Here is a 25,426-nt window from a genome sequence, read left to right on the forward strand (position 1 = left end):
ATGCGCGCCACGTCTGCGCAGCAGGGATTGTGGTTCGCTCACAGGGTTGCGCCGAACCCCGACGTCTTCACCATCGGTCAGCTCGTCGATTTCGACGAGCAGCCCGATCTCGTCCGTCTCTCCGCTGCCGTGCACGCCACCCTTGACGAGGCCGACGGCCTGCGGTCGCGGTTCGCCGAACGGGACGGGTCGGTCATCGTGAGCCTCGACGACGCCATCGACGTGCCCGTCCGCGAACTCGGGGATGAACCGGACGCGATCGACACCTACGCGCATTCTGCCGTGCGGGTGGCGATCGATCCCGTCGTCGGCCCGTGCGCGGCAGTCGACATCCTCGTGGCAGGCGACCGCATCGCATTGCTCGTGGTGGCACACCACATCGTGCTCGACGCCTACGGTCTGGGACTTCTCGTTCGACGCATCGGCAGGCTGTACTCCGATCCACACGATGAGAAGCGACTCGGGAGCGTCGTTGATCTTCCGCGGGAGCCCGACGTCGGCGCAGACGCGATCTTCTGGGAGCGCGAACTCGACGGCGTCCGCGGAGCTCTCACTCTCGGCTCCGTGCCGCGCAGCCACCGCGTTGCGGCCGACACACACTCGGTGAGCATCGTCGTCCCCGACGCCGGTGCGTTGGCGATGTCACCCGAGCGTCTCGTCGCGGCAGTCGCTGCGTTCTGTGCCCGCACGACAGGCACCGACGATGTGGTGATCGGGTTCCCGATGATGAACCGATTCGGTTCCCCCACAGCCAATGTCGCCTGCACGACAGTCAACGTGCTCCCGTTGCGCGTCGCCGTGACCCCGGCAGCCACCGCAGACGACCTCGCCGCCGACGCCGCAGACGGCATACGTCGAATCGCACCACACGCGCGTTATCGTGGCGAGGACATCGTGCGAGACGCACGCCGTCGTGGAGTCGACGGAGTCGTGGGACCCACGGTGAACGTCAAACCCTTCGGCTCCACGATCTCATTCGGATCGCTCGACGCAACCGTGCGCTCGCTGCGTCGCGGACCGGTCGTCGACCTGTCGATCACGGCGCTCGACCTCGGATCGGGAGAGCACGACCGCACCGATCTCGAACTGACGCTCGACGCCGACACCGCGCTCTACAGTCGGGCCGATGTCTCGCGCATCGCGAAGTCCCTCGCCTCGTTCGTCGCCGCGCTCCTCGACGAGCCGACGCGCCCGGTCGGCGCCCTGCGACTCGACGACGACGTCCAGAACACGCCTCCGTCGGGCACGTCCGCACCGATCGACCCGACCCCCCTCGACGTCCGTATCGCGGCCGCCCCATCCGATGCCGTAGCAGTGCGTCACGGCGACGACGTCGTGGACTACCGCGAACTCAATCGTCGAGCCGACGAACTCGCCGGCCGCCTCGGGTCCATCGGAACCGAGGCCATCGTCGCCATCGCCCTCCCCCGTGGTGTCGACTTGATCGTCGCGCTCCTCGCTGTGATGCGCAGTGGCGCAGCCTTTCTCCCGCTCGACCCAGGTTTTCCCGCCGATCGCAACGCGGCCGCCATCGCCGATGCGTCGCCGGTCGCGGTACTCGAACAAGGCGACGACGGGATCTCACTGCGTCGACTCGACGGCCGGAGCGACACCGCAGTGTCGGGCACCGACAACCGCGATGGCGCTGCCTACCTGATCTACACGTCGGGGTCGACGGGAACACCCAAGGGTGTCGTGATCCCGCGCCGCGCGCTGGCGAACTTCACCGACCACATGATCGGCGACCTCGGTCTCGGGCCCGGCCGTGCCGTACTCGCGGTGACCACCATCTCGTTCGACATCGCGATACTCGAGACGCTGGTTCCCCTTGCGGCCGGCGCCTGCGTGGTTCTCGCGAACAACGACGACGTCCACGATCCGGCACGACTTGCTGCACTCGTCACCCGACATCGACCGGATGTCATCCAGGCGACGCCGTCGCTGTGGTCGGCGTTCCTCGAAGCGGGCCACGGCCCCTCACTGGCCGCTGTCGATGTGCTCGTCGGCGGTGAGCAGTTGCCGACCGATGTCGCGCGGGGACTCGCGTCCCACGCGCGGTCGGTGCGCAACATGTACGGCCCGACAGAGACGACCATCTGGTCCACCACGGCATGGGTCGACGACGCCGACGACATCACGGTGGGCACACCGATTGCCAACACCGGCGTGCGTGTGCTCGATGCGACACTGCATCAGGTCGGCCATGGGCACGTCGGAGAGATGTATCTGAGCGGCGCCGGAGTGGCGCGCGGATATCGGAACCGTGCGGATCTGACCGCCACCCGTTTCGTCGCCGATCCGTTCTCCGACGGCGCGCGCATGTACCGGACCGGTGACCTGGCACGCGTCCGCCCCGACGGACGCGTCGAATGTCTCGGGCGCACCGATCATCAGGTCAAGGTGCGGGGCTTCAGGGTCGAACTCGGCGACATCGAGACGGCACTCACGGCGCTTTCCGGGGTGTCCGGCGCCGTCGTCAGCTCGGTGGACGGTCGGCTGGTCGCGTATGTGACCGCTGACTCATCCTGCGAGGAAGTCGATCTCGCGCAGTCGACCTGGCGACGCGATCTCGCTGCGGTCCTGCCCGACTACATGGTTCCCTCGGCATTGGTCGTCCTCGACGCCTTTCCCCTCACGCCCAACGGCAAGATCGATCGACGGGCACTGCCCGCACCTGACTACGCGGCATGCGCCGCTCGGTCGCGTCCTCCATCAAGCCCGGCCGAGCGCGATCTCGCCGGGGCCTTCGCCGCTGTTCTCGGCCTTCCCGCGGTCGGCGCCGAGGACGACTTCTTCGCCCTCGGCGGTGACAGCATCGTCGCCGTCCGGGTGGTGAGCGCTGCGGCCCAGGCCGGGTGGGAGATCACGCCACTGCAGGTCTTCGACCATCCGACGGTCGCCGCACTCGCCACCGTCGCACGACGTCGTGTGTCTGCCGACCCGCTCGACCGGCCGCGCCCCCCGAGCCCTGCCGACGAGTGCGCAACGACCACTACGGGAATCGACCGGGACGAACTGTCTGAACTGATGCAGGAGGATCTGCTGTGACCGCGGCGCTCGAGGATGTTCTGCCCCTCACCGGTCTGCAGGAAGCGATCGTCTACCGGTCGACGTCGCCGCGAGTGCAGGGCGACGTCGACCCCTACCTGATCCTCGCCGATCTCGCGCTCGACATGACACCCGGCGACACGGTCGACGTCGAGCGACTGCGCCAGGCTATTTCCGCGGTCGTCGCACGACACGCCATGCTGCGCACCTCCTTCACCAGGCGTCGAAGCGGCGAACCCGTCGCACGGGTGCACATGGACGTCGAGATCGAACTCCCGGTGGTCGACATCGCGACCGTCGACGGCGGGCTCGTCGGATTCCGTGACCGTGCCCGAGCCGACGGCATCGCGTTGAATACGCCTCCCCCGCTACGGTTCACACTCCTCACGGAGGACGACGGTCCGCACCGGCTCTTCGTCGTCGCGCATCATGTCGCGCTCGACGGTTGGTCGTTGCATCTGATGCTCAGCGAGATCGTGCGGACCTATCGCGGAGAAGCACTGCCGCCGGTGCGCGCGATCAGCGAGTACTCACGCTGGCTTGCCGACCGCGGGCGTGATGTCGCACCGTGGGTCGAGGCTCTCGACGGTGTCGAAGCATCGACGACCGTCGACATCGTCGGACCGCCCATCCCCGCGACCCCGTTGCGCAGACGTCTCGACGCCGAGCTGTCCACATCGCTCCGGTCATTGGCCGCAGGCTGCACCGCAACGCTCAACACCGTGGTCCAGCTGGCATGGGCGCTCGTCCTCGCCGACTCGAACGACTCCGACGACGTCGTGTTCGGAACGGTGGTGTCCGGTCGTGACCCGTCGGTGCCCGGTGTGGACGAGATGATCGGCATGCTCGTCAACACCATCCCGGTCCGCGTACGCATCGACCCGACGGAGACCGTCGGCCGCGCTCTGACCCGGCTGCAGCGCGAGCAACTCGCCCTGCTGGCCGACCACCACGTCCCGCTCGCCGACATCACCTCCGCGGTCGGCATCGACGGGCTGATCACCTCACTGGTCGTGTTCGAGAGCTTCCCGCGCGGCGAGGTACGTCCACACGTCGAGGACGACAACGACTTCGCCGCAACACTTCTCGTCGAGGACGATCCCGAGATCGGACTCGTTCTCGAACGTCGCGGCGCCGATGCACGACTGCTGGACGACGCCGTCGCGTGGCTCGAGGTGCTCGCGTCGTCCCGCGACATGCCGCTCGGACGGTTATCCGTCTCGTCGTGGTCTGAGCCGCTACCGGCGCCGCAGTCCGTGCCCTACGTCCCGGTGGGCGAGCAGATCTCGGCAGCGGCATGCCGATCGCCACGGCGTACGGCCCTGATCGTGCGCGAGCGCAGCGTCGGCTACCGCGAACTCGATGCGATGGCGGGCCGGTTGGCCCACGTGCTCTCCGCGCGCGGTGTCGGCACCGAATCCGTTGTCGCCGTCGCACTGCCACGCGGCGTCGACATGGTCGTCGCGCTTCTCGCCGGTGTGCGACTCGGCGCGGTCGTCATGCCGATCGATCCCTCCTATCCCGAGCGTCGTATCCGATTCATGCTCGACGACGCCGCACCCGACATCGTGCTCGACGACGAGGAATACGCCCGGCTCCGCACGGCAGCACTCGACGCGCCGATCTCCGAACCCGCAGCACCGCATCCTGAGTCAGCCGCGTACCTCATCTACACGTCGGGGTCGACCGGCGTCCCGAAGGGCGTCGTAGGGACCGCAGCGGCACTGGCGAACCGCATCGCGTGGGCCGCCCGACGCTGGGACGGTTCGGTCGTGCTCGCCAAGAGCGCCATCGCCTTCATCGACGGCACCACCGAGATCCTCGGCGCGCTGGCGGCGGGCGCGACCGTCGTCGTCGCCGACGACGATTCCGCCCGCGATGCATCCGCGCTCATCGATCTCGCCGCCCGCTACAGCGTCGACCAGATCACGGCGGTGCCCTCTCTCGCGCGGGCGATGGTCGACGTCGCCGCCGCGGGCGAGGCATGCTCGATCGGCCGCTGGGTCGTCTCCGGCGAGCCACTGCCCGCCACCACCGCAACCCGACTCGTCTCGAGCGCTGACACCGTGATCAACTCCTACGGCTCCTCGGAGGTCGCCGGGGACGTCACGACCGGGACGATCACGGAGAGCGCCTGCACCATCACCGTGGGCACACCCGTGCCCGGCACAGGTGTCGTGGTGCTCGACCGTCACCTGCACCCCGTGTCGGCCGGTCGCCCCGGCGAGGTCTACGTGACCGGCGTTCAACTCGCACGCGGTTACCACGGGCACTCCGACTGGACGGCAACCAGATTCGTCGCCAACCCCGATGGCTCCGGCAGCCGCATGTACCGCACCGGTGATCGCGGGGTCATCGGCGCCGACGGAGAGCTGCGCCTCCTCGGACGATCCGACTCACAGGTCAAGGTGCGCGGCGTACGGGTCGAGCTGGGTGAGGTCGAACAGGCACTTCTCGCCCTCAACGGCGTCGACGACGCCGTCGTAACCGTCGGTCACGACCACGACGGCACAACCCGGCTCGATGCGTACGTCACGGGAGATCTGGCACCCGAGAAGCTGCCCACCGAGTTGTTCGAGTCGGTGTCCGCGGCGATGGTCCCGGCCACCTGGACCCGACTCGCCGCCCTCCCACGCACACCCGGCGGAAAGATCGACCGCACAGCGTTGCCCGAACCACGGGTGTCGCGGACGGCTTCTCGGCGCGAGCCGACCACCGATCTCGAGAAGCTCGTCGTCGACACCGTGGCAGATGTGCTCGGGATCGACACCCCCGGCATGGACGACAGCTTCTTCGAGGTGGGCGGCAACTCGCTCTCGGCAACCCGCGTTCTCACACGGCTGCGGGTGGCAACGGGCCGGGTCGTTCCCGTCGCGGACGTCTTCGCGCACCCCGTGCTGGCAGAGCTTGCGGCGTTGTTCGCCGACACGGGAGCCTCGATCGAGAACGACATGGCCGACCGCACCCCCTCGGTGCCGCGTCCGGAACGCGTACCCCTGTCGCCCGCGCAGCGTCGACTCGCGTTCCAGAACGGTGTCGGCGACGCCGCCTACACGATCCCCTTCGCGGTCAGATTCGACGGCGAACTCGATCTCGCACGACTGAGCAGCACACTCGATGGCGTCGTGGCACGTCACGAGGTACTGCGCACGCGGATTGTCGACGACACGCAACATGTCGATCCGGTGGAGGATGCGAGAATTCAGATCACCGAACACGCCATCGCGCCGACGCAACTGGATGTGACGATCGCCGATCTGATCGGCCGCCCGTTCCACTTGGCGGACGACCTTCCACTGCGCGCCGACCTCCTGCGCACCGCCGCGGATTGCGCCGTCCTGCTGCTCACGGTGCACCACATCGCCGCGGACGAGTGGTCGGCGGGCACACTCTTCGACGAACTCGCCGCCGGATACAACGGCGTCGACGTGCGGGCACCCGACGTCCAGTACGCCGACCACACGGTGGCCGAACTCGCCCGCCTCGGCAGCACCGACGATCCGGACTCCCTGTCGTCACGTCAGCTCGACTACTGGCGCCGACAACTCTCCGGCGCTCCGGCCGAACTCGGGCTGCCCTACGACCGGCCGAGGCCGCTCGACCCGGATCCGTGCGGCGGTCAGGTCGAGATCGTCGTCGGCGCAGAGATTCTCGACGGACTACGTGCTGCGGTCCGTGCGCTCGACGCCACCGTGTTCATGGGCGCACATGCCGCCGTCGCGCTCGCACTCAACGCCTCGGGAGCGGGCACCGACATCGTGGTCGGAACCCCGGTCGCCGGGCGCTCGTCGGCAGCGGCCCACTCGCTCATCGGCATGTTCGTCAACACACTCGCGCTACGGACGGACCTCTCCGGGAACCCGACGCTCGTCGAGGTGCTCGGCCGCGTGCGCGAGACGGATGTCGCGGCACTGGCACACCAGGACGTGCCGTTCGACGAGATCGTCACCGCTCTCTCGCCGGAGCGCTCGCTCACCCGGCACCCGGTCTTCCAGACGATGGTGCAGTATCGAGATCCCATCGTGGCGCCCACTTTCGACGGCCTAGACGCCGAACCGGTCTTCCCACGGTCGGCGACCTCGAAATTTGACCTGACCTTCGAGTTCGTCGAACTCCCCGAGTCGGCCGGGATCCGGCTGCGCGTCGAGTACGCTGCCGCACTCTTCGACGAGCAGACCGTGATGGACCTCGCCGAGCGGGTCCACGACGTCCTGCGTGCGATGGTGCAAGCCCCCACACGACACCTCGCGCAGCTACGACTCGGCCCGACGGCCGCGCTGCCCGTCCTCGACGCTCCCACTCACTCCACCGATCCGGAATCCGGCAGGAGCACCCTGGTCGACGTGTTCGCCGCCACGGCGGACAGGTTCGCCGACCGTGCGGCGGTCACCGCGGGTTCGACCACACTCTCCTACCGCGAGTTGGACGCACGGAGCGCGGCCATCGCGTCACAGCTGCACCGTGACGGTGTCCGACGGGGCGACCTCGTCGCGCTGGTCCTCGACCGGTCAGCCGACCTCGTGGCCGCGATCATCGGCGTGTTGCGTGCAGGGGCTGCCTACGTTCCGATCGACCCCGCCTACCCGCAGGAGCGGATCGCGACCACCCTCGCCGACGCCGATCCCGCGATCGTGGTCGACGCCGATTATCTCGACGGTGTCGCTCCATCCGACAGGAATGTCCCGGCCCGCGACAGCGAGTTCGTCACCCCGGCGATCGGGACGGCCGATCGCGCATACGTGATCTTCACCTCCGGCTCCACCGGAAGGCCCAAGGGTGTCACCGTCACACACGGCAACGTCCTCGCGCTCCTCGACGCCACCGCCGACCTGTTCGACGTCGACGAGCGGGACGTGTGGACGCTGTTCCACTCGTACGCATTCGATTTCTCGGTCTGGGAGCTGTGGGGTCCACTGTCCACCGGAGCTCGCATCGTCGTACCCGACCGCGCCACGACGCGCTCGCCCGCCGACTTCGCGGCCCTCATCGAGTCCGAGGCCGTCTCGGTGCTCAACCAGACGCCGTCGGCGTTCTTCGCCCTCGACGCCACCGACACGGAGAAGGCTGATCGGGAGCTCCGCTCGGTGCGCTACGTGATCTTCGGCGGAGAGGCGCTCGACCTTCCGCGACTGGCCGGGTTCGCCCACCGCTATCCGGACACGCGGTTGGTGAACATGTACGGGATCACCGAAATCACAGTTCACGCAACCTATCTCGCTATCAGCGAGGAAACCGTCACCGGGACGGTGGGCAGCGACGTCGGAGCCCTGTTGCCCGGATTCACCGGTGATCTGCTCGACGACCACCTGCGCCCCGTGCCGGTGGGCGCGGTCGGCGAACTCTACCTCGCGGGCCCCCAGGTTGCGGCGGGCTATTCCGGCCGACCCGCGCTGCACGCGACTCGTTTCGTCGCCGACCCGGCTGGCGACGGCTCGGTGCTCTACCGCACCGGCGACCTGTTCCGCCGGACCAGGCAGGGCGCATTGATCTATCTCGGCCGCGCCGACACCCAGATCAAGATCCGCGGTTTCCGTATCGAACTCGGCGAGATCCGGGCTGCGCTCACGGCGCTGCCGGGTGTCCGCGACGCAGCCGTCATCACACGGCCCGGCCCCACGGGCGCCGATCGGATTCTGGCCTACGCGGTCACGACGGAACTCGATGGCCAGGCGCTCCGCTCGCAACTGAGCAACGTGCTTCCCGAACACGAAGTGCCCTCGGTGGTCACCGTGCTCGACTCGATTCCGCTGACGGTCAACGGAAAGGTGGACAGCCGTTCGCTACCGGAGCCCGAGGTGGTCTCCGGCGCCAGTCGGACACCCGAGTCGCCCCTCGAGGCGGCACTCGCCGACATCTTCGCCGACACGTTGGGGCTATCAGATCCGCCCGGCGTCGACGACGACTTCTTCGCGCTCGGTGGCGACAGTATCGTCTCGACGACTTTGGTCAACCGCGCACGGCGAGAGGGCATCCGGTTCACGCCACGCGACGTGTTCGGTCACCGCACCGTCGCCGGACTCGCCACGGTCGCCGAGTGGATCGTCGATACCCCGCCGGTCGCCGCAGCAGAGCACTCAGCGGGGGCACTGAACTCGACGAACACCCGTCCGACCCCGATACCACTCCTGCCCGTCGTGCACCGGCTCCGCGAGATCGGGGGCACGATCGACCGATTCAACCAGGCACTCGTCGTCGACACCCCACCGGAGCTCGACGTCGACACTCTCCGTGTCATCCTCACGGCCCTCGTGGATTCCCATGAGGCACTGCGCAGTTCGTTGCAGGTCGTCGCGGGCGTGCTCTGGAGTATGCAGAGCACGCCGCCCGGCTCCGTCGACGTGGACGATGTCGTGCAGGTCGTCCCCGTCGACCGGCCGGTCTTCGACGATGACGATGCGCTCTCGGCCGTCGTCACAGCCGAATCGTCCGCGGCCACAAGCCGATTGGCACCCACGTCCGGCAGGATGATCGCCGCGACGTGGTTGACGCCCAGTTCGCCGGAGGATCCGGTGGCTGGACGACTCATCCTCGTCATCCACCACCTCGCGGTCGACGGTGTTTCGCGGCGAATCCTGCTCGACGACCTGCATGCACTGTGGGACGCCACGCGCAACGGAGGCGACACGCTTCGGCTCACGACGCCGACGCCCCTGCATCGATTCACGACGGCGGTCACCGAGCGGGCAGCCGATCCGGCGCTTCTCGACGAGGCGACCCATTGGGCGCAGGTGTTGGCGCCCGGCGGCGAGCTCGTACCGGGCCGACCGCCCGTAACCGGCACAGTCGCCGGCCAGCGTCGCCACGTCGTCACCCTGTCCGCGAGCACCTCCGCGGCACTGGTGTCGGACCTGCCCGCGCGACGCGGGGTGGGGATCACATCGCTGCTCATCGGAGCCCTACGCGTCGCCGCGACCCGCGTACTCGGCACCGCCGATCTCATCATCGACACCGAACGTCACGGTCGTGACGCGCACGAATTCGGTATCGACGCCGACCTGTCCCACACCGTCGGGTGGTTCACCACCATCGCACCGATCCGTCTGGACCCAACCGACGACATCGACACCGCCATCCATGCCGCAGAGGAGGCGTGGACGACGATGCCGTCCGCGGGCGCAGGATTCGGCATGCTCCGCTACCTCAATCCGCAGTTGTCCGCAGCACTCGCCGCCATGTCCCGACCGTCGGTGCTGCTGAACTACCTGGGCCGCTTCACCGTCGGCGGAGGCTCGCCATGGCAACCGTCCGCAGAATCGACAGCTCTCGCCGCAGACCCTGATCCGGGCCTCGGCGTCGCATATCCACTCGAGATCGACATCGTCTGTCGTGACGAGACGACGGGCCCCGTCGTCGCCGCGACACTGCGCTACCTCCCCGACCACCTCGACGACGCCGCCGTGCGCGCACTCGCCGACGAACTGAGCGCGACGCTCGACTCGCTATCGGCGTCGGCAGAATCCGGAGCCGATCAGTGACCTCGACCCCGCCGGACACATCCGCCGACGACGCGGGATACGCGACCGCCGACACCGACGGTCCGCACGCCACGCTGCCGACGCTCGCCGGACAGCGCGACATCTACCTGTCGATGCAGGCGTCGCCGGATCCGACCCTGTACATCACGGGCCTCTACGTCGAGGTCGATGCCGGCATCGACGTCGAGCGTCTCCGGACGTCGCTGCTGGCGGTCCTCGACTCCGCGGAGGCCATGCGTGCGGTGTTCGTCGAGGAGGCGGGCCAGGTACGCCAGAGAATACTGCCGACAGCGGATTTCGACGTCCCGTTCCGCGACATCCCCGCTGCCGAGGTGGACCAGTGGATGACCGCCGAGTTGTCGCGGCCGATGGACGTCACGGTGGGCCCGCTCACCGAGTGCACGATCATCAGGAGCCTGGCACCGGACGGTCGCGTCGAGGCCGTCCTGGCACTCCTCAAGGTCCACCACCTCGTGTGCGACGGAATGGGTTTAGGGTTCTTCACCCAGGCGGTGCAAGAGCACTACGACAGCACACGCATCCCCGCTGACGGAACCGACCCGGCCGACCGGTCGGATGCCGAGACATCGACGGGCACCAAGGACTGGAGGTTGCGGCCGGTCCTCGACGCCGAAGCACAGTACCGCGAGGGACCCGATTTCGCCGCTGACGCCGACTACTGGCTCGACCGCATGGGTGACCGACCGCAACCCGTGTGTCTGCTCGACGACGATCTCGCTCCCGGCCGCGGAGTCGTGGCCGCGCGCTTCGACATCCCACTCGACGATCTCGAAGCACTACGCGCCGTGGCGCGGGATGCGGGGGTGCGACCCACCGTGCTGTTGATCGCAGCCGTCGCAGCGTTCGCACACGTCCGGACCGGGCAGACCGACCTTGTCCTCGCACTTCCGGTGACCGGACGCCTCGACCGCAGCGCCCGCACGACCCCGTCGATGGTGACGAGTGTGCTACCGCTGCGCGTCGACGCCGGTCCGCGCGACAACCTCGCCGACCTCGCCGCGCGAACCGAACGTGCGGTGTTCGCGGTGGTCGCCCACAGTCGTTTCCGCGGCGAGGATCTCGGTCGCGCACTCGCCGCGCAGGAGAGTCGGGCCGGCGGGCCGGCTGCGTCCGTTCAGCCTTACCGCATGTTCGGTCTCGGCGTGAACGTCATGGCCAACACCTCCCGGCAGACCATCGGCGGACAACCGCTCGCCCTGCACGCGCTCGCCTCGGGACCCGTGTCCGACATCGAGATCCAGATTCAGGTGCGGCGGAGAGAACGCCCGGCCGAGGTGGTCATCCGCACAGTCGACGACGCACGCGACGAGGCCCGACTCGTCGGTGCGGAGTTCGCCGTCTTCCTGCATTCACTCGCCATGAATCCGGGCGCACGGCTGCGCGCCTTCTCGCCCGACGGTCGAATCGACGCTCCCGCGCCGCCCGCGGGCCCGGTGGTGGCCGACGACGGTGTCGGCGCGGTACCACTCACACCGGCTGTAGCACGGTTGCGCGAACGGCAGATCGACCCGGAGTCGCTACCCCCGCGCGTCGTGCGAGCACGAGCCGCCTCGTCGGTGTCCGTCGATGATGTCCGTGAGATCGCCGCAGCACTTGTCGCCAAGCACCCGGCGCTGCGCACGACACTGAACCGCCCGGCACCCATCCTGTGGACGATGACGACAAGCGCTGTCGACGACATCGTGCTTCCCGTCACCGAGGCCGACGTCGAGCCGACCAGCCAGTCGGCACCCGGAGTGACACTTGTGCCCGCGACCGGCGAGGTGATCGCCGCATTCGACCCCGTGCTCGTCGACCCGACGTCCGCGGAGATCCTGCGCGCGGATCTGCAGACCGCACTCGACGACGCGGCTGCGGCACGACACATCGAGTTCGACGTCCCGAGCGCTGGACTCCGCACGCTGGCAACGGCATTGGCCGCTCAGGCAGCCGATGTCGCCGGACTGCCGCACTATCTCGAGACCCTGGCGCCAGGCGCTGCCCTCCCGAGGGTCGGGGATGAATCCGCGTCATCGCCATACGATCGCGCGACAGTCACCTCACGTATCGACGTCGACGATCCGAGTATCCCGGCCCCGACGCGACAGGCCCTGGTACTCGCCGTCGCGCGTGCCACCGCTGATGTGTACGGATCCGATGCACCCACCCACCTGCTCATCGACGTTGCGCTCGACCTGCGCGACGCTGAGGGGGCTGGTACGGTCGGCCCCCTGCAGGCACTCGAACCGCTACGTGTCGATCTGGCGAACCCGTCGGTCCCCGACACGCGCGCGAACACCACCGGTCCGTGCCTCGACGTCGTGCGCTACCTGTCACCCCAGGTGAGTGCTGCGCTGACGGCGGCCGCCACCGCGGGTCAGATCGTCGAGCCCGACGTGCTCGTCGGGGATCACGGGTTGCCGACCGCACATCCCGTGACGATCCGTCTGTCCCGCAACGCTTCCCGGGGCTGGTCGGTGATCGCCGAGGCCGATCCCCGTGTGGTCGCGCACGCCGAGGTTCTCACACGCGCACTCGCGGACGCGGTGGTTGCCGACGCCGATCGGCGCCTCGTCACCGTCGACGAGTCGACGCTGGAGCGACTCACCGGTGTCCACGGGGTGATCGACGACATCTGGCCGCTGACCCCGCTACAGGAGGGACTGTTCTTCCAGTCGCAGGTCGATGCGGGTGACGACATCTACACCGCCCAGTTCTGGCTCGATTTCGGCCACCGTATCGACAAGGACTCACTACGGGCGGCCGCTCGGTCGTTGCTGCATGAGAATCCCGAGCTGCGTGCCGTGTTCGTCGAGATCGACGGCGCCCCGGTGCAACTCATCGTCCGCGACGTCGAGCCCGTGGTCGACGTCGTCGATCTCGTCGACACCCCCGCCGACCTCGTCGACTTCGAACTCGACGCCGTGCTCGATGCCGACCGAACCGCGGACATACCGATCGACACGGCCCCGCTGTGGCGCATGACGTTGATCCACCTGCCGGGCGACCGCGACCGCATTGTCGTCAATCGCCGATTCCTGTTGTGGGACGGCTGGTCTGGTGGACTTGTCGTATCGCGCCTACTCGCCCACCTCGAAGGCGTCGCCGCCACGACACCCGAAGCGTCACTCCGCGACTATCTGGCCTGGATTGCAGCAACCTCCGACGCCGAGGCGCTCGACGCGTGGCGGGCACATCTCGACGGCTACACCGAACCGGCACTCGTCGCGCCGCGGGCCGTCAATGTGGCGCCACGAGCACCGCGTCGGATCGAGGTCGACCTGGGCGTCGACGTGTCGGATGCGCTGCGGGCAGACGCGCGGGCCGCCGGCGTCACGCTCAACACGGTCGTCTCCGGCGCGCTCACGCTGACCCTGTCACGCGTTCTCGGTGTCACCGATGTCGCGTTCGGCTCCACGGTGGCGGGCAGGCCGACCGAGGTCGCGGGCCTCGACACGGTGATCGGGCTGTTCCTCAACACCGTGCCCGTACGAACCGCGCTCCGACCCGACGAGACGGTACGAGAATTCCTGCGCCGCAGTCAGGACGCGCGCGTCGCATTGATGGCCTACGACCACATCGGGCTGGCCAGATTGCAACAGGAAACCGGCCATCCGGTGCTGTTCGATGTGCTCTACGTGTTGCAGAACTTCCGCACCGAGGACGAGGAGCGCGAACAGTCGCGCCTGCACGACGTCATCGGGGAGGGCAGTCTCGATCACACCCACTACCCGCTCGCGCTGGTCGTGACGCCCGGACGGTCGATCCGATTCCGTCTCGAATACCGTGACGATCTCATCGATCATCGGCACGCGAACGGCTTCGTCACGAGGTTCAGAAACGCGCTCGAATCGATCGGACGCGGCCTCGACGACTCGGTGGCCGCCCTCGATCTGACCCTCGACTCGGACGCGCCGTTGATCGGCGCGAGCCACCCACTGCCCGACACCACCGTCTCAGGACTACTCGCCGAACGCGCGGCGACCATCCCCGACGCAGTCGCCCTGGTCTTCGACGACCGTCGACTCACCTACGCGCAACTCGACGCCGAGGTCGACCGCGTCGCCCATATTATCGCCGACCACGGAGTTGGCGCGGAAACCATTGTCGCACTGGCTATTCCCCGATCCATCGAGACCGTGGTCGCGTTGTTCGCGATTCTGCGGACCGGCGGCGCCTACCTGCCACTGGAACTCGACCACCCCGACGCCCGGCTCCATCAGATCATTGCCGACGCCTCTCCCGTGTTGATCCTCACCCACAGCCGGGTGTCTACGCGGTTCGCCACTCTCGCCCTACCGACACTGCACATCGACGCACTTCCCGACCCCGACTCCCCGACCTGGGTCGCCCCGTCGGTCGATCCCGCGCAGCCCGCCTACGTGATCTACACATCGGGCTCCACCGGCAAGCCGAAGGGCGTCATCACGCCCTACCGCGGCTTGACGAACATGCAGCTCAACCACCGCGAGAAGGTGTTCGAGCCCGCGATCGCCCTCGCCCGAGAAGCAGGGGTGCGAGGCCGGCTCCGGATCGCGCACACCGTGTCCTTCGCGTTCGACATGTCCTGGGAAGAGCTGCTGTGGCTCGTCGAGGGCCACGAGGTCCACATCGCCGACGAGCAACTGCGCGCCGACTCCGCCGCGCTCGTCGACTACTGCGCGACGCACCGCATCGACGTCATCAACGTCACGCCGACCTACGCGGCGCAACTGGTTGCCGACGGACTGCTCGACGGCGCGCACGTCCCCCCGCTCGTCCTGCTCGGTGGTGAGGCGGTGCCCGAACCGGTGTGGACGAGACTGCGCCAACATCCGCACACGCTGGGCTACAACCTGTACGGGCCGACCGAGTACACGATCAACACCCTCGGCGTCGGCACCGACGAGACACGGACATCGTCCGTCGGCACGCCGATCTGGAACACCACAGCACATCTCCTCGACCCCTGGCTGCGTCCGGTGCCCGCGGGAGTGCAGGGCGAGCTGTACATCAGCGGCGCGGGACTCGCCCGCGGTTACCTCGGACGTCCCGATCTGACGGCCGAGCGGTTCGTCGCCGATCCGTTCTCCTACGGCGGCCGGCTGTACCGCACCGGCGACGCGATGAGGATCAGACCCGACGGCAATCTCGACTTCCTCGGGCGCACCGACGACCAGGTGAAGGTGCGGGGCCATCGCGTCGAACTCGCCGAGATCGACGCAGCACTCACCTCTCTCGACGAGATCGCGGCGTCGGCCGTCGTCGCCGGCTCCGACCCAGCGACACCCGACGTCAAACGTCTTGTCGCCTATGTCATCCCGGCCGATCCGGCGCGTGAGCTCGACTACCAGGAGGTGCGCAGGCAGCTCGGCGCATCGCTGCCCGACTACATGGTCCCGACGCTGTTCGCCACCGTGCAGGGATTCCCGATGACCGTCAACGGCAAGCTCGACGTCAAGGCGCTGCCCGCGCCAGAGGTCGGCGGTACGCGTCGCGCGCCCCGCACCGAGCTCGAGCGACGCCTGTGCGAGATCTTCGCCGACGTGCTCGGACTACCCGACACCGACGACGGATGCCCGGTGGGGATCGACGACGACTTCTTCGCTCTCGGTGGCCACTCCATGGCGGCCATGCGGCTGGTCTCCACCCTGCGCGCCGACCTGGGCGCCGAGCTGGCCATTCGTGATCTGTTCGAGGCCAGGACTCCCGCCGACATCGCACTGCGCGCAGAGCTGACCGGTTCGAGCAGCGACATCCCGACCGGCGAGCGACCCGAGCACATTCCGCTCTCACCGGCGCAGGAGCGGCTCTGGGTGCTCTACGAGCTCGACCCCGACGACATCTCCTACCACTACGGCCACGTGGTGCGGATGCACGACGAGATCGACGCCGCCGCACTGTCCGGGGCGGTCCACGACGTGCTGATGCGTCACGAGAGTCTGCGCACCGTGTTCGACACCAGCCGCGACGGGGAGGTGTACCAACGCGTGCTCGGTCCGGCCGACGTGCCCGACGTCGTCGAGATCCACACCCTCGACACAGCGACCGACGCTGACACCGGACCGCAAGCGAGCGAGCTCGCCCGCGAATTCCTCACCCGCCCTTTCGATCTGCGATCCGCTCCGCCCATCCGGGTGCAACTCGTGCGGTTGCCCGCCGACAGCGAGGCGTCGGACACCGGGTCACCGGATACGGCCCTGCTGACCATCGCGATGCACCACCTCGCCACCGACGAGTGGTCGGACCGGCCGCTGCTCACCGATCTCACCGCGGCGTACGCGGCCAGGGTAGCCGGCGCCACCCCCGACTTCGCCGCACTACCCGTCCAGTACCCGGACTACGCGCTGTGGCAACGTGACCGCGTCGCCACACGTCACGTGGACCAGCTCCAGTTCTGGGCCGAGGCACTCGCCGACCTGCCCGACGAGTTGGCCCTCCCCCGGGATCGGCCACGACGACCGTCGGGTCTCGGTCCGGCGGCCACCGAGACGGCCGTCGTCGACGCGGACACCCGCGCCGCGCTGGCACAACTCGCCACTGCGCACGCCGCGAGCATGTTCATGGTCACCCAGGCCGCCGTGGCACTGCTGCTGCATCGCTCTGGTGCAGGCGATGACATCCCGCTCGGGTCACCGGTCTCGGGACGCAACGACCCCGCGCTCGACGACCTCGTCGGCTTCTTCGTCGACACCCAGGTGCTGCGGACCGACGTCAGTGGCCACCCCACCTTCGGTGAGCTCGTCGATCGCGTGCGCGCCGTCGACCTGGCCGCATTCGACAACCAGGACATCCCGTTCCAGCAGATCGTCGAACACTGCGCGCCGCCGCGTGTTCCCGGACGTAACCCGCTCTTCCAGGTCAGTGTCGGATACCTGCCGCTCGGTGCGGTGCCCGACCGATTCCTCGGCGTACCGGCGACTTTCGAGCACTTGACGTCGGCGTCGGCGAAGTTCGATCTCGCGTTCACCGTTGTCGACAACACCGAATCCGGTGAGTTGACCGTCGCGCTCGAGTACGCCACCGAGATGTTCGGCGCGACGACGGCCCGCGACCTGCTCGCCCGCCTCGTGCGCATTCTGCGGACAGTCGCCACCACACCAGACGTCGGCGTCGATGCCGTCGAGCTCGTCGGCCCCGACGATGTCGAGTCGATCCGTGCCGGAGAGCACGGCGGGCATGCACTGTCTGACGACGAGACAACGGTGGCCGACCTCTTCGCCGCGACCACACATGCCCATTCCACTCAGATCGCGTTGCGCGACACCGCAGGTCACGCCGTCACCTACGCGCAACTCGACGCTGCAACCGGGCAACTGGCCGCGCGGCTCGTCGACTCCGGGGTGCAACCAGGGGACGTCGTGGCCGTCGTGATGTCGCGCAGTATGGCTCAGCTCGCCGCCCTGCACGCGGTCCTTCGTGCCGGAGCGGCATATGTGCCGATCGACACGGATGTTCCCACCGAGCGCGTCGCAACGATCCTCGACGACGCCCGCCACGCGGCCGTCGTCTGCGACCCCACAGCGGTCGACGCCTTCGCCGACGGCACCATGCCCGTGGTCGGCGTCGACGACACCCTCTTCGACGGGGCCCTCGTCGGTGCCGCCGGGCGGCGCCCGCTCGAGGACACCACGGCCGTCGGCGGACGGGTGCACCCCGATCAGCCGGCGTACGTCGTCTACACCTCGGGGTCCACCGGCAGGCCCAAGGGTGTTGTGGTCACGCATCGCAGTGTGGTCAACGTCCTGCGTTGGCGCCTGCAGACCATACCGGCGGGCGGCCTCGGCCCCGGTGACACGGTACTGGCCAAGACTCCCGTCGGATTCGACGGCGCGGTCTGGGAACTGTTGCTGCCCTTCGCAGCGGGCGCAGCCGTGCTGGTCGCCGAGCCGGGTGCGCAGCGCGATCCCCGGCGGCTCGCCGAGCTCATCTCCGAGCACGAGGTGACCACGACGGTGTTCGTGCCGTCACTTCTCGAGCACTTCGTCACCTTCCTGGATGTCGCGAACTCGTTGCGCCACATGATCGTCGGTGGTGAGGCGTTGCGTTCCGACCTGGTCGACGCGGTACTCGATGCCGCGCCGACGCTCGCGGTGATCAATGCCTACGGCCCGACCGAGACCACCGTCGTCGTCACCGACCACGTCGCCACGCGTGGCTGTGACGCCACCACCTCGCCGATCGGCCGACCCATCGCCGGTGCCGACCTGCTCGTGCTCGACACCTCGCTACGCCGGGTACCCGACGGCGGGGTCGGCGAACTGTACGTGCGCGGAACACCGCTCGCACGCGGCTATCACGCCAGGGCGGGACGCACCGCCGGTGCGTTCGTCGCCGACCCGACGGGTGAGTTCCCCGGCGGACGGGTGTACCGGACAGGCGATCTGGTCCGCCGTCGAGGCGACGACCTCGAGTATGTCGGCCGGACCGACAGTCAGGTGAAAGTGCGGGGTAATCGTGTCGAACTCGGTGAGATCGAGTCGGCGATGCGCTCCCTTCCCCAGGTCGCGGACGCGGCTGCGGCGGTCGACTCCGACCGGGTGGTCGGCTGGATCGTCGCCGCGCGCGACGAGATGACGGGTGACCCGGCGACACTGGTGGCGTCCGTGACCGAGCAGTTGTCCGCACTCCTGCCGGAGTACATGATCCCCGCGCCGCTCGCGGTGCTGGAATCCTTTCCGCTCAATCACACCGGCAAGCTGGACCGGCGTGCGCTGCCGACGCCCGGCGGCGCCGCCACGTCGGGAACCCCGCCGCGCACACGGCTCGAGACCGACCTCGCGGAGATCTTCTCGTCGGTGCTCGGCACCGACGTCGACGACGTCCACGCGAACTTCTTCGCCATCGGCGGACACTCGCTGGCGGCGATCAAACTCGTCAACCTGATCCGCGGTTCGCTCGGCTACGACGTCGGTGTGCGCACGGTGTTCGACGAACCGACGATCGCGCGACTCGCCACATGGCTCGTCGCCGACGGTGCGGGCGGCGCGGAGAGACCGGGCGCCACCCCGTCGCAGGTACCGCCGTTGCGGCGGCGTCCCGGTGCCGCACCCGTGCTGTCGTACGGCCAGGAGCAGATGCTCACCCTTGCCGGCGTCTCCGGACCGACGAGCACCTACAACGTGCCGCTGCTCTGGCGGCCGGGCGGACCCGCCGGCACGACGGCCATCGATCCCGAGACCATGCGCGCGGCGATCCACGACGTCGTCGCGCGCCACGAGATCCTGCGTACGCGATACCCGGACGATCGCCCGGACGTCGTCGACGATCCGGCGGTTCCGCTGCAGGTGGCAGGGACTGCGGACGAACTGTTCGCCGACTCGGCGCACGCCTTCGATCTGGCGACCGAGATACCGGTCCGGGTTGCAGTGACGTCGCAGGTTGCAGTGGTGACGATCCATCACATCGCCACCGACGAGTGGTCGGCGGCGCCGCTGCGCGCCGACCTCGGCACCGCCTACCGCGCACGCAGCGCAGGGCATGCACCGAAGTGGGACGCGCTCGAGCTCCAGTACTCCGATTTCGCTGCGTGGCAACGGGACCTACTCGCCGACGAGCGCGGCGCGCGGCAGGTGCGGTTCTGGCGTGCGGCGCTCGACGGATCGCCGGAGGAGCTCTCGCTTCCCTACGACCGACCTCGCCCCCCGCGTCCGTCCGGGCGCGGCGACGGAGTGCTCGTCGCTCTCGCCCCCGACACCGTGCAGGCGCTCAAGACGTTGGCCGCATCGACCGGCACGTCGATGTTCATGGTGCTGCAGACCGCCGTCGCGGTGCTGCTCTCCCGCCTCGGCGCGGGCACCGACATCCCGCTCGGCTCACCGGTCACCGTCCGCGACGATGCGCGGCTCGATCGTCTGGTCGGCTTCTTCCTCAACACGCTCGTGCTGCGCACCGACGTATCGGGGAATCCGACGGTGAGCGAACTGCTCGCCCGCGTACGCGCAGGCAACCTGTCGGCGCTCGAGAACAAGGACGTCCCGTTCGAGCAGGTCGTCGAAGCCGTCGCGCCATCCCGGTCGGCGGCCCTCAACCCGCTGTTCCAGACGATGGTGGTCTACGTCGAGGGACGACTGCCGGACGCGTCGCCTGCCGAAGGCAGCCCAGCCGCGCCCCCGCTCCCGACGACCGCGAAGTTCGACCTCTCCTTCGACTTCACCGAGGATCCGTCCGGCGACACTCCGCGCGTGGGCGGTGTCATCGAGTACAGCACCGACCTCTTCGATCGTGTGACCGTGGAAGCCATGGGACAGCGCCTCGTCACGGTCCTGGAATTCATGGCCGCACAACCGGATCGGGCACTGCGCGACCTCGACATCCGCATCCCCGCCGAACACCGCGATCTGCATCGCGCAGCCGCTCCCGCGGCGACCTTCCCCGAACTGTTCGACGCCGTCGTCGCACGCGACCCCAGCGCGCCTGCGCTGCGCGGTCCAGACGGCACTCGCACGTTCGGTGAACTTGACACCCGGGTGACGGCGATCGCGACGCGACTCGTGGCCGAGGGCATCGGTCCAGAAGACGTGGTGGTCGTCGCACTGCCGCGCGGGGTGCTGGCCCTCGAGGCGATCTTCTCTGTCCTCGTCGCAGGCGCCGCCTACCTGCCGATCGAACCCGACACACCTGCCGAACGCGTGGCCGCCATGACCGCGGTCGCCCGACCGCGCCGGGTGATCGACGACGTCGCCGACCCCCTGTTCGCCGACCCGGATCCAGCCGATCCGATGCCGATCGGCGACCTGAGTTCGGCTGCGGTGCAGACGGATTCGCGACACACCGGCTCTGTGCGCTCGGTCGTCCCGAGAACCCCGTTGCGTCCGGACCATCCCGCGTATGTCATCTTCACCTCCGGCTCTACCGGCACCCCCAAGGGCGTGGTCGTACCTCATCGCGGACTCACCAATCTGTTCGCGAGTCACCGGCGAATGCTGTACGAGCCTGCGCGTCGACGCGCCGGGCGCGAGCGCCTGCGCGTCGGGCACGCCTGGTCGCTGGCCTTCGACGCCTCGTGGCAACCCCAGTTGTGGATGCTCGACGGCCACGAGGTCTCCATCGTCGACGCCGAGACCCAGCACGACGCTCAGTCGCTCGCCGAGCAACTACGCGCCGAGCACTGGGACTTCCTCGAGCTCACGCCGTCCCATCTGCGCCACCTCGACGGTGCCGAGGAGACGATGAGCGCCGTCGGCTTCGGCGGGGAGGCGATCCCCGACGCCCAGTGGCAGCGTTACCGAGCCCTGCCCCGCACCGACGCCTACAACCTGTACGGGCCCACCGAGGCGACCGTCGATGCTCTCGTAGCCCGTGCGGCAGACGCCGAGCATCCCGTCGTGGGGCGCCCGGTGGACGGGGCACGGGCCTACGTACTCGACGCCGCGTTGCGTCCGGTCCCCGATGGCGTCGACGGCGAGTTGTATCTCGCGGGTGCGGGATTGGCGCGCGGCTACCTCGGTCGCGGCGACCTCACCGCGGAGCGTTTCGTCGCGGATCCGTTCACGGCCGACGGTGCACGCATGTATCGCACGGGTGACACCGTGCGGTTGACCCGCGACGGTCAGCTCGACTACCGAGGTCGGCGCGACGACCAGGTGAAGATCCGCGGCTTCCGTGTCGAACTCGGCGAGGTCGAGGCGGCACTCGCGGCGATCCCCGGCGTCACCTCGGCTCTCGTCGTCGCGCGGGCCGGGAGACTCGTCGGCTACGTAGTCGTCGCTGATCTGCGCAGCGAAAGCGGCGCGGGGCAGGTCGAGCCCGCAACTCTCCGCGCCAGGGTGCGGTCGCTACTGCCCGACTACATGGTTCCCGCGGCCGTCGTCATCCTCGACGCGCTGCCCACACTGCCCAACGGCAAGATCGACCGCCGCGCGCTCCCGGAGCCGGACTTCGAGCACGAGGTCAGAGCGCCGGAGACGCCGGTGCAGCGCAGTGTCTGCCGCGCGGTCGCCGATGTTCTCGCCGTGGGGATCGACCGTGTCGGTCTCGACGAGGACTTCGCCGAACTCGGTGGTGACAGCATCGTCGCCATGCAGCTCGTCGCGCGACTGCGCGCCGAGGGATTCACCGTGAGCCCACGCGTCGTGATGACCACGAGGTCCCTCGCGGCGCTGGCCGATGCGCTGGAGAGCACCACTGGTACGCCGACCCTGGCGCAGGTCAGCACCGGTGAGGTCCCGGCGACACCGATCGTGCGGTGGCTTGAAGAGCTCACCGACGGCAGTGGTGAGCACATCGGCGGGTTCCACCAGTCCGTACTGCTGACGGTGCCGTCCGGTCTCGACGTCGACGCTCTCGCAGCGGCGACAACGAAGCTTGTCGCACGGCATCACATGCTGCGCGCGCGACTCGTGACCCGGTCACGCCCGTGGCGCTTCGAGATCCCCGAGTCGGCGTCGGCCGTCGAGGTGGTCCGTGAGACCGACCGCGACGTGACCGCCGTGGCACATCGCACCCGTGACCGTCTCGATCCCCGTGCGGGCCAGATGCTCGCGGCCACCTGGATCGACCACGGAGACGAGTCGGGGCGCCTGTTGCTCGCGATCCATCACCTCGTCGTCGACGGGGTGTCGTGGCGAGTGCTGGTACCGGAGTTACTGGCCGCCTACTCGCAGCTGACGAATGGCGTTGCCGCCGAGAACATCTCACTGGCGGACGTCTCGACCGACTTCGGCGCGTGGGCACGTGCGCTGGTGACGACCGACCGCAGTGCAGAACTCGACCTGTGGCGCGGTGCCGGCGCCGGTGCGGACCCGACCGCGATCTTCGTGCGTCCGCTCGACACGACGTGCGATACCCAGGGCTCCGCCGCACGTCATCGCGTCGAGGTGGACGCCGAGACCGCGCGGGCCGTTCTCGGTCCGGTGGGTGCCCGTCTCGGCGTCGGCGTCGACGACGTACTGCTCGGCGCCTTCGGAGCCGCGGTCGGCACACCGACCATCGTCGACTCCGAGGGGCACGGTCGTGTCGAGCACCTGGTACCCGGGGCCGATCTCACCGGCACTGTCGGATGGTTCACCGCGGTGCACCCGATCCGGATCGGAGACACCGACGACCCACTCGAGCAGGCACGTCGCCTCGCTGCGCAGCGGGCTGCGATACCCGACGAGGGCGTGGGGTACGGTCTGCTCCGGTACGGATCCGATCTCGGCGACGGTGCTGTCCGTCGTGCACAGACTGACCTACCCACTGCGGCGATCGAGTTCAATTACGTCGGCCGGTACCGCGAATTCGCGTTCGACGGGTGGGCGATGGCGCCGGAATCGGTCGACATCGGCCCAGACGACGCGATGCCGGCCGGTTACGGGCTCATCGTCGACGTCGCCACCGTCGACGGAACGGACGGGCCGAGACTCTCGGCGACGTGGACCTATCAGCCGGGCATGATCGACGCTCACGCGGTGGCAGCTCTGGCGGATCGGTGGCTGGCCGCACTGGTGAACCTGGCAGAGGTCACGACCGACAGGACGAACGGTACGACGAAAGGTGGTCGATGAGCGGGCGTATGCGCGGGGTTCTGATCGACATCAGTCCCCTGCGAGAGAGCGCCGCCTTCCGACGCATCTTCTGCGCACGACTGATCTCGATCATCGGAATCGGCCTGCTGATGGTGTCGGTGCCGATCCAGATGTACGACCTCACCCGATCGTCGGCACAGGTCGGCGCGGCAACCGCCGTCACGGGCATCACGACCTTCGTCGGGATGTTGATCGGTGGTGTGCTCGCCGACCGGTTCGATCGCAAGCGGCTGATCCTGCTGGGTCGCACCGGTGCTGCACTGAGCTTCGCGGGCCTCGCACTCAACGCGTTCGGCGTCTTCGGAACAACCTCGGTCGTGGCCCTCTACGTGCTGGCGGGGATCGACGGACTGATCGGGTCACTGTCGACGTCGGCACTGATGGCGGCCGTTCCAACGCTGATCCCGCGCGACAAACTCGTCGCCGTCGGTGCGCTCAGTTCGCTCACGGTCCGCGTGGGCACGGCGATCTCCCCCGCCATCGCGGGCTTCATCATCGCCGCGGCAGGCGTCGAGTGGGCCTACACGGTCGCGGCTGTGTTGGCGACGGCGACGGTGCTCATCCTGCTCGGACTCCCGTCGATGCCACCGTCGGCACCGACACTCGACGCACGACCCGAGCCGGGAGCCTCTGACGAGAACGCCGCCGACGCCGCACACCGTGACGCGCCCCAGTCGCTCATGGGATTTCTGACCTCGCAGCGAGTGGTCCTCGGCGTGATGATCGTCGGCGTGCTCGCGATGCTCGGGGCCGGATTGGTCGCTCTGCTTCCCGCACTGGTCGCCGAGCGGTTCGGGGGCGACGCCAGAGCCACCGGCCTGCTCTACGCCGCGGTCGCGTGCGGCGCCATGCTCGGTGCCCTCACGAGCGGCTGGCTCGCAGGCGTCGCGCGTCCGGGGATCGTGCTGCTCGGTGCGCTCACTGCCGCGGCTGTGGTCCAGATCGGGTTCGGATTCGCCCCCGTGGCGTGGCTTGCGATCGTGCTCCTGTGCGTCGTCGGCTATCTGGAAGCCACGCAGGAGGTCCTGAGGTACTCGCTCATCCAGCACCACACGCCCGGGCCGCTGCTCGGCCGGGTGAACGGGATCTGGATGGCACAGGAGGTCGGCGGCGTGACCATCGGCGCACTCGTCGCCGGCGCGTTCGGCACGATCTGGACGGCATCGGACGCAATCGTCTACTACGGTCTCGCGCTACTCGTGCTGTCGATCATCGCCGCCTGCGTACTCAGAGCCGTCGTGAAAGTCCGCGCCGAGCGTCCAGTCGAGAGCAGCATTTCCTGAGCCGCTCAGTCAGCGAGCAACTCCCGCAACTCCTTGCGGCTCACCTTGCGTCTCCCCGCTCAGCCAGCGAGCAACTCCCGCAACATCTTGCGGCTCACCTTGCGTCTCCCCGCTCAGCCAGCGAGCAACTCCC

The 25,426-nt window shown here is 68.7% G+C and carries 4 protein-coding genes; all 4 read left to right on the forward strand.

Annotated features, from left to right (window positions below; all coding sequences use genetic code 11):
• From LK459_RS21690 to entS, 4 genes are read left to right on the forward strand one after another with little or no spacing between them, the layout of a single operon-like run.
• Positions 1-3,048: a non-ribosomal peptide synthetase gene (locus LK459_RS21690; protein WP_227920701.1), complete on the forward strand. Its 3,048-nt coding sequence runs from the start codon at positions 1-3 to the stop codon at positions 3,046-3,048.
• The gene (locus tag LK459_RS21695; RefSeq protein ID WP_227920703.1) at positions 3,045-10,523 is read left to right on the forward strand and encodes a non-ribosomal peptide synthetase; all 7,479 of its coding nucleotides are present in this window, start codon (positions 3,045-3,047) and stop codon (positions 10,521-10,523) included. Before LK459_RS21690 ends, LK459_RS21695 begins: the two co-directional genes overlap by 4 nt.
• Positions 10,520-23,989 carry a non-ribosomal peptide synthetase gene (locus LK459_RS21700; protein WP_227920705.1) on the forward strand — a complete coding sequence of 4,490 codons (13,470 nt, stop codon included), beginning with the start codon at positions 10,520-10,522 and terminating at the stop codon, positions 23,987-23,989. Before LK459_RS21695 ends, LK459_RS21700 begins: the two co-directional genes overlap by 4 nt.
• Positions 23,986-25,293, forward strand: a complete 1,308-nt coding sequence (gene entS, locus LK459_RS21705) for an enterobactin transporter EntS (protein WP_227920706.1) — start codon at positions 23,986-23,988, stop codon at positions 25,291-25,293. Before LK459_RS21700 ends, entS begins: the two co-directional genes overlap by 4 nt.
• Positions 25,294-25,426: the final 133 nt, after the last annotated feature.

The organism is Gordonia otitidis (assembly GCF_020735545.1).
Lineage (GTDB): Bacteria > Actinomycetota > Actinomycetes > Mycobacteriales > Mycobacteriaceae > Gordonia > Gordonia otitidis.

Bases quoted from the DNA above. Each gene is read 5' to 3' on its own strand.
- LK459_RS21690 (WP_227920701.1), top strand. From the start codon at position 1: ATGCGCGCCACGTCTGCGCAGCAGGGATTGTGGTTCGCTCACAGGGTT.
- entS (WP_227920706.1), top strand. From the start codon at position 23,986: ATGAGCGGGCGTATGCGCGGGGTTCTGATCGACATCAGTCCCCTGCGA.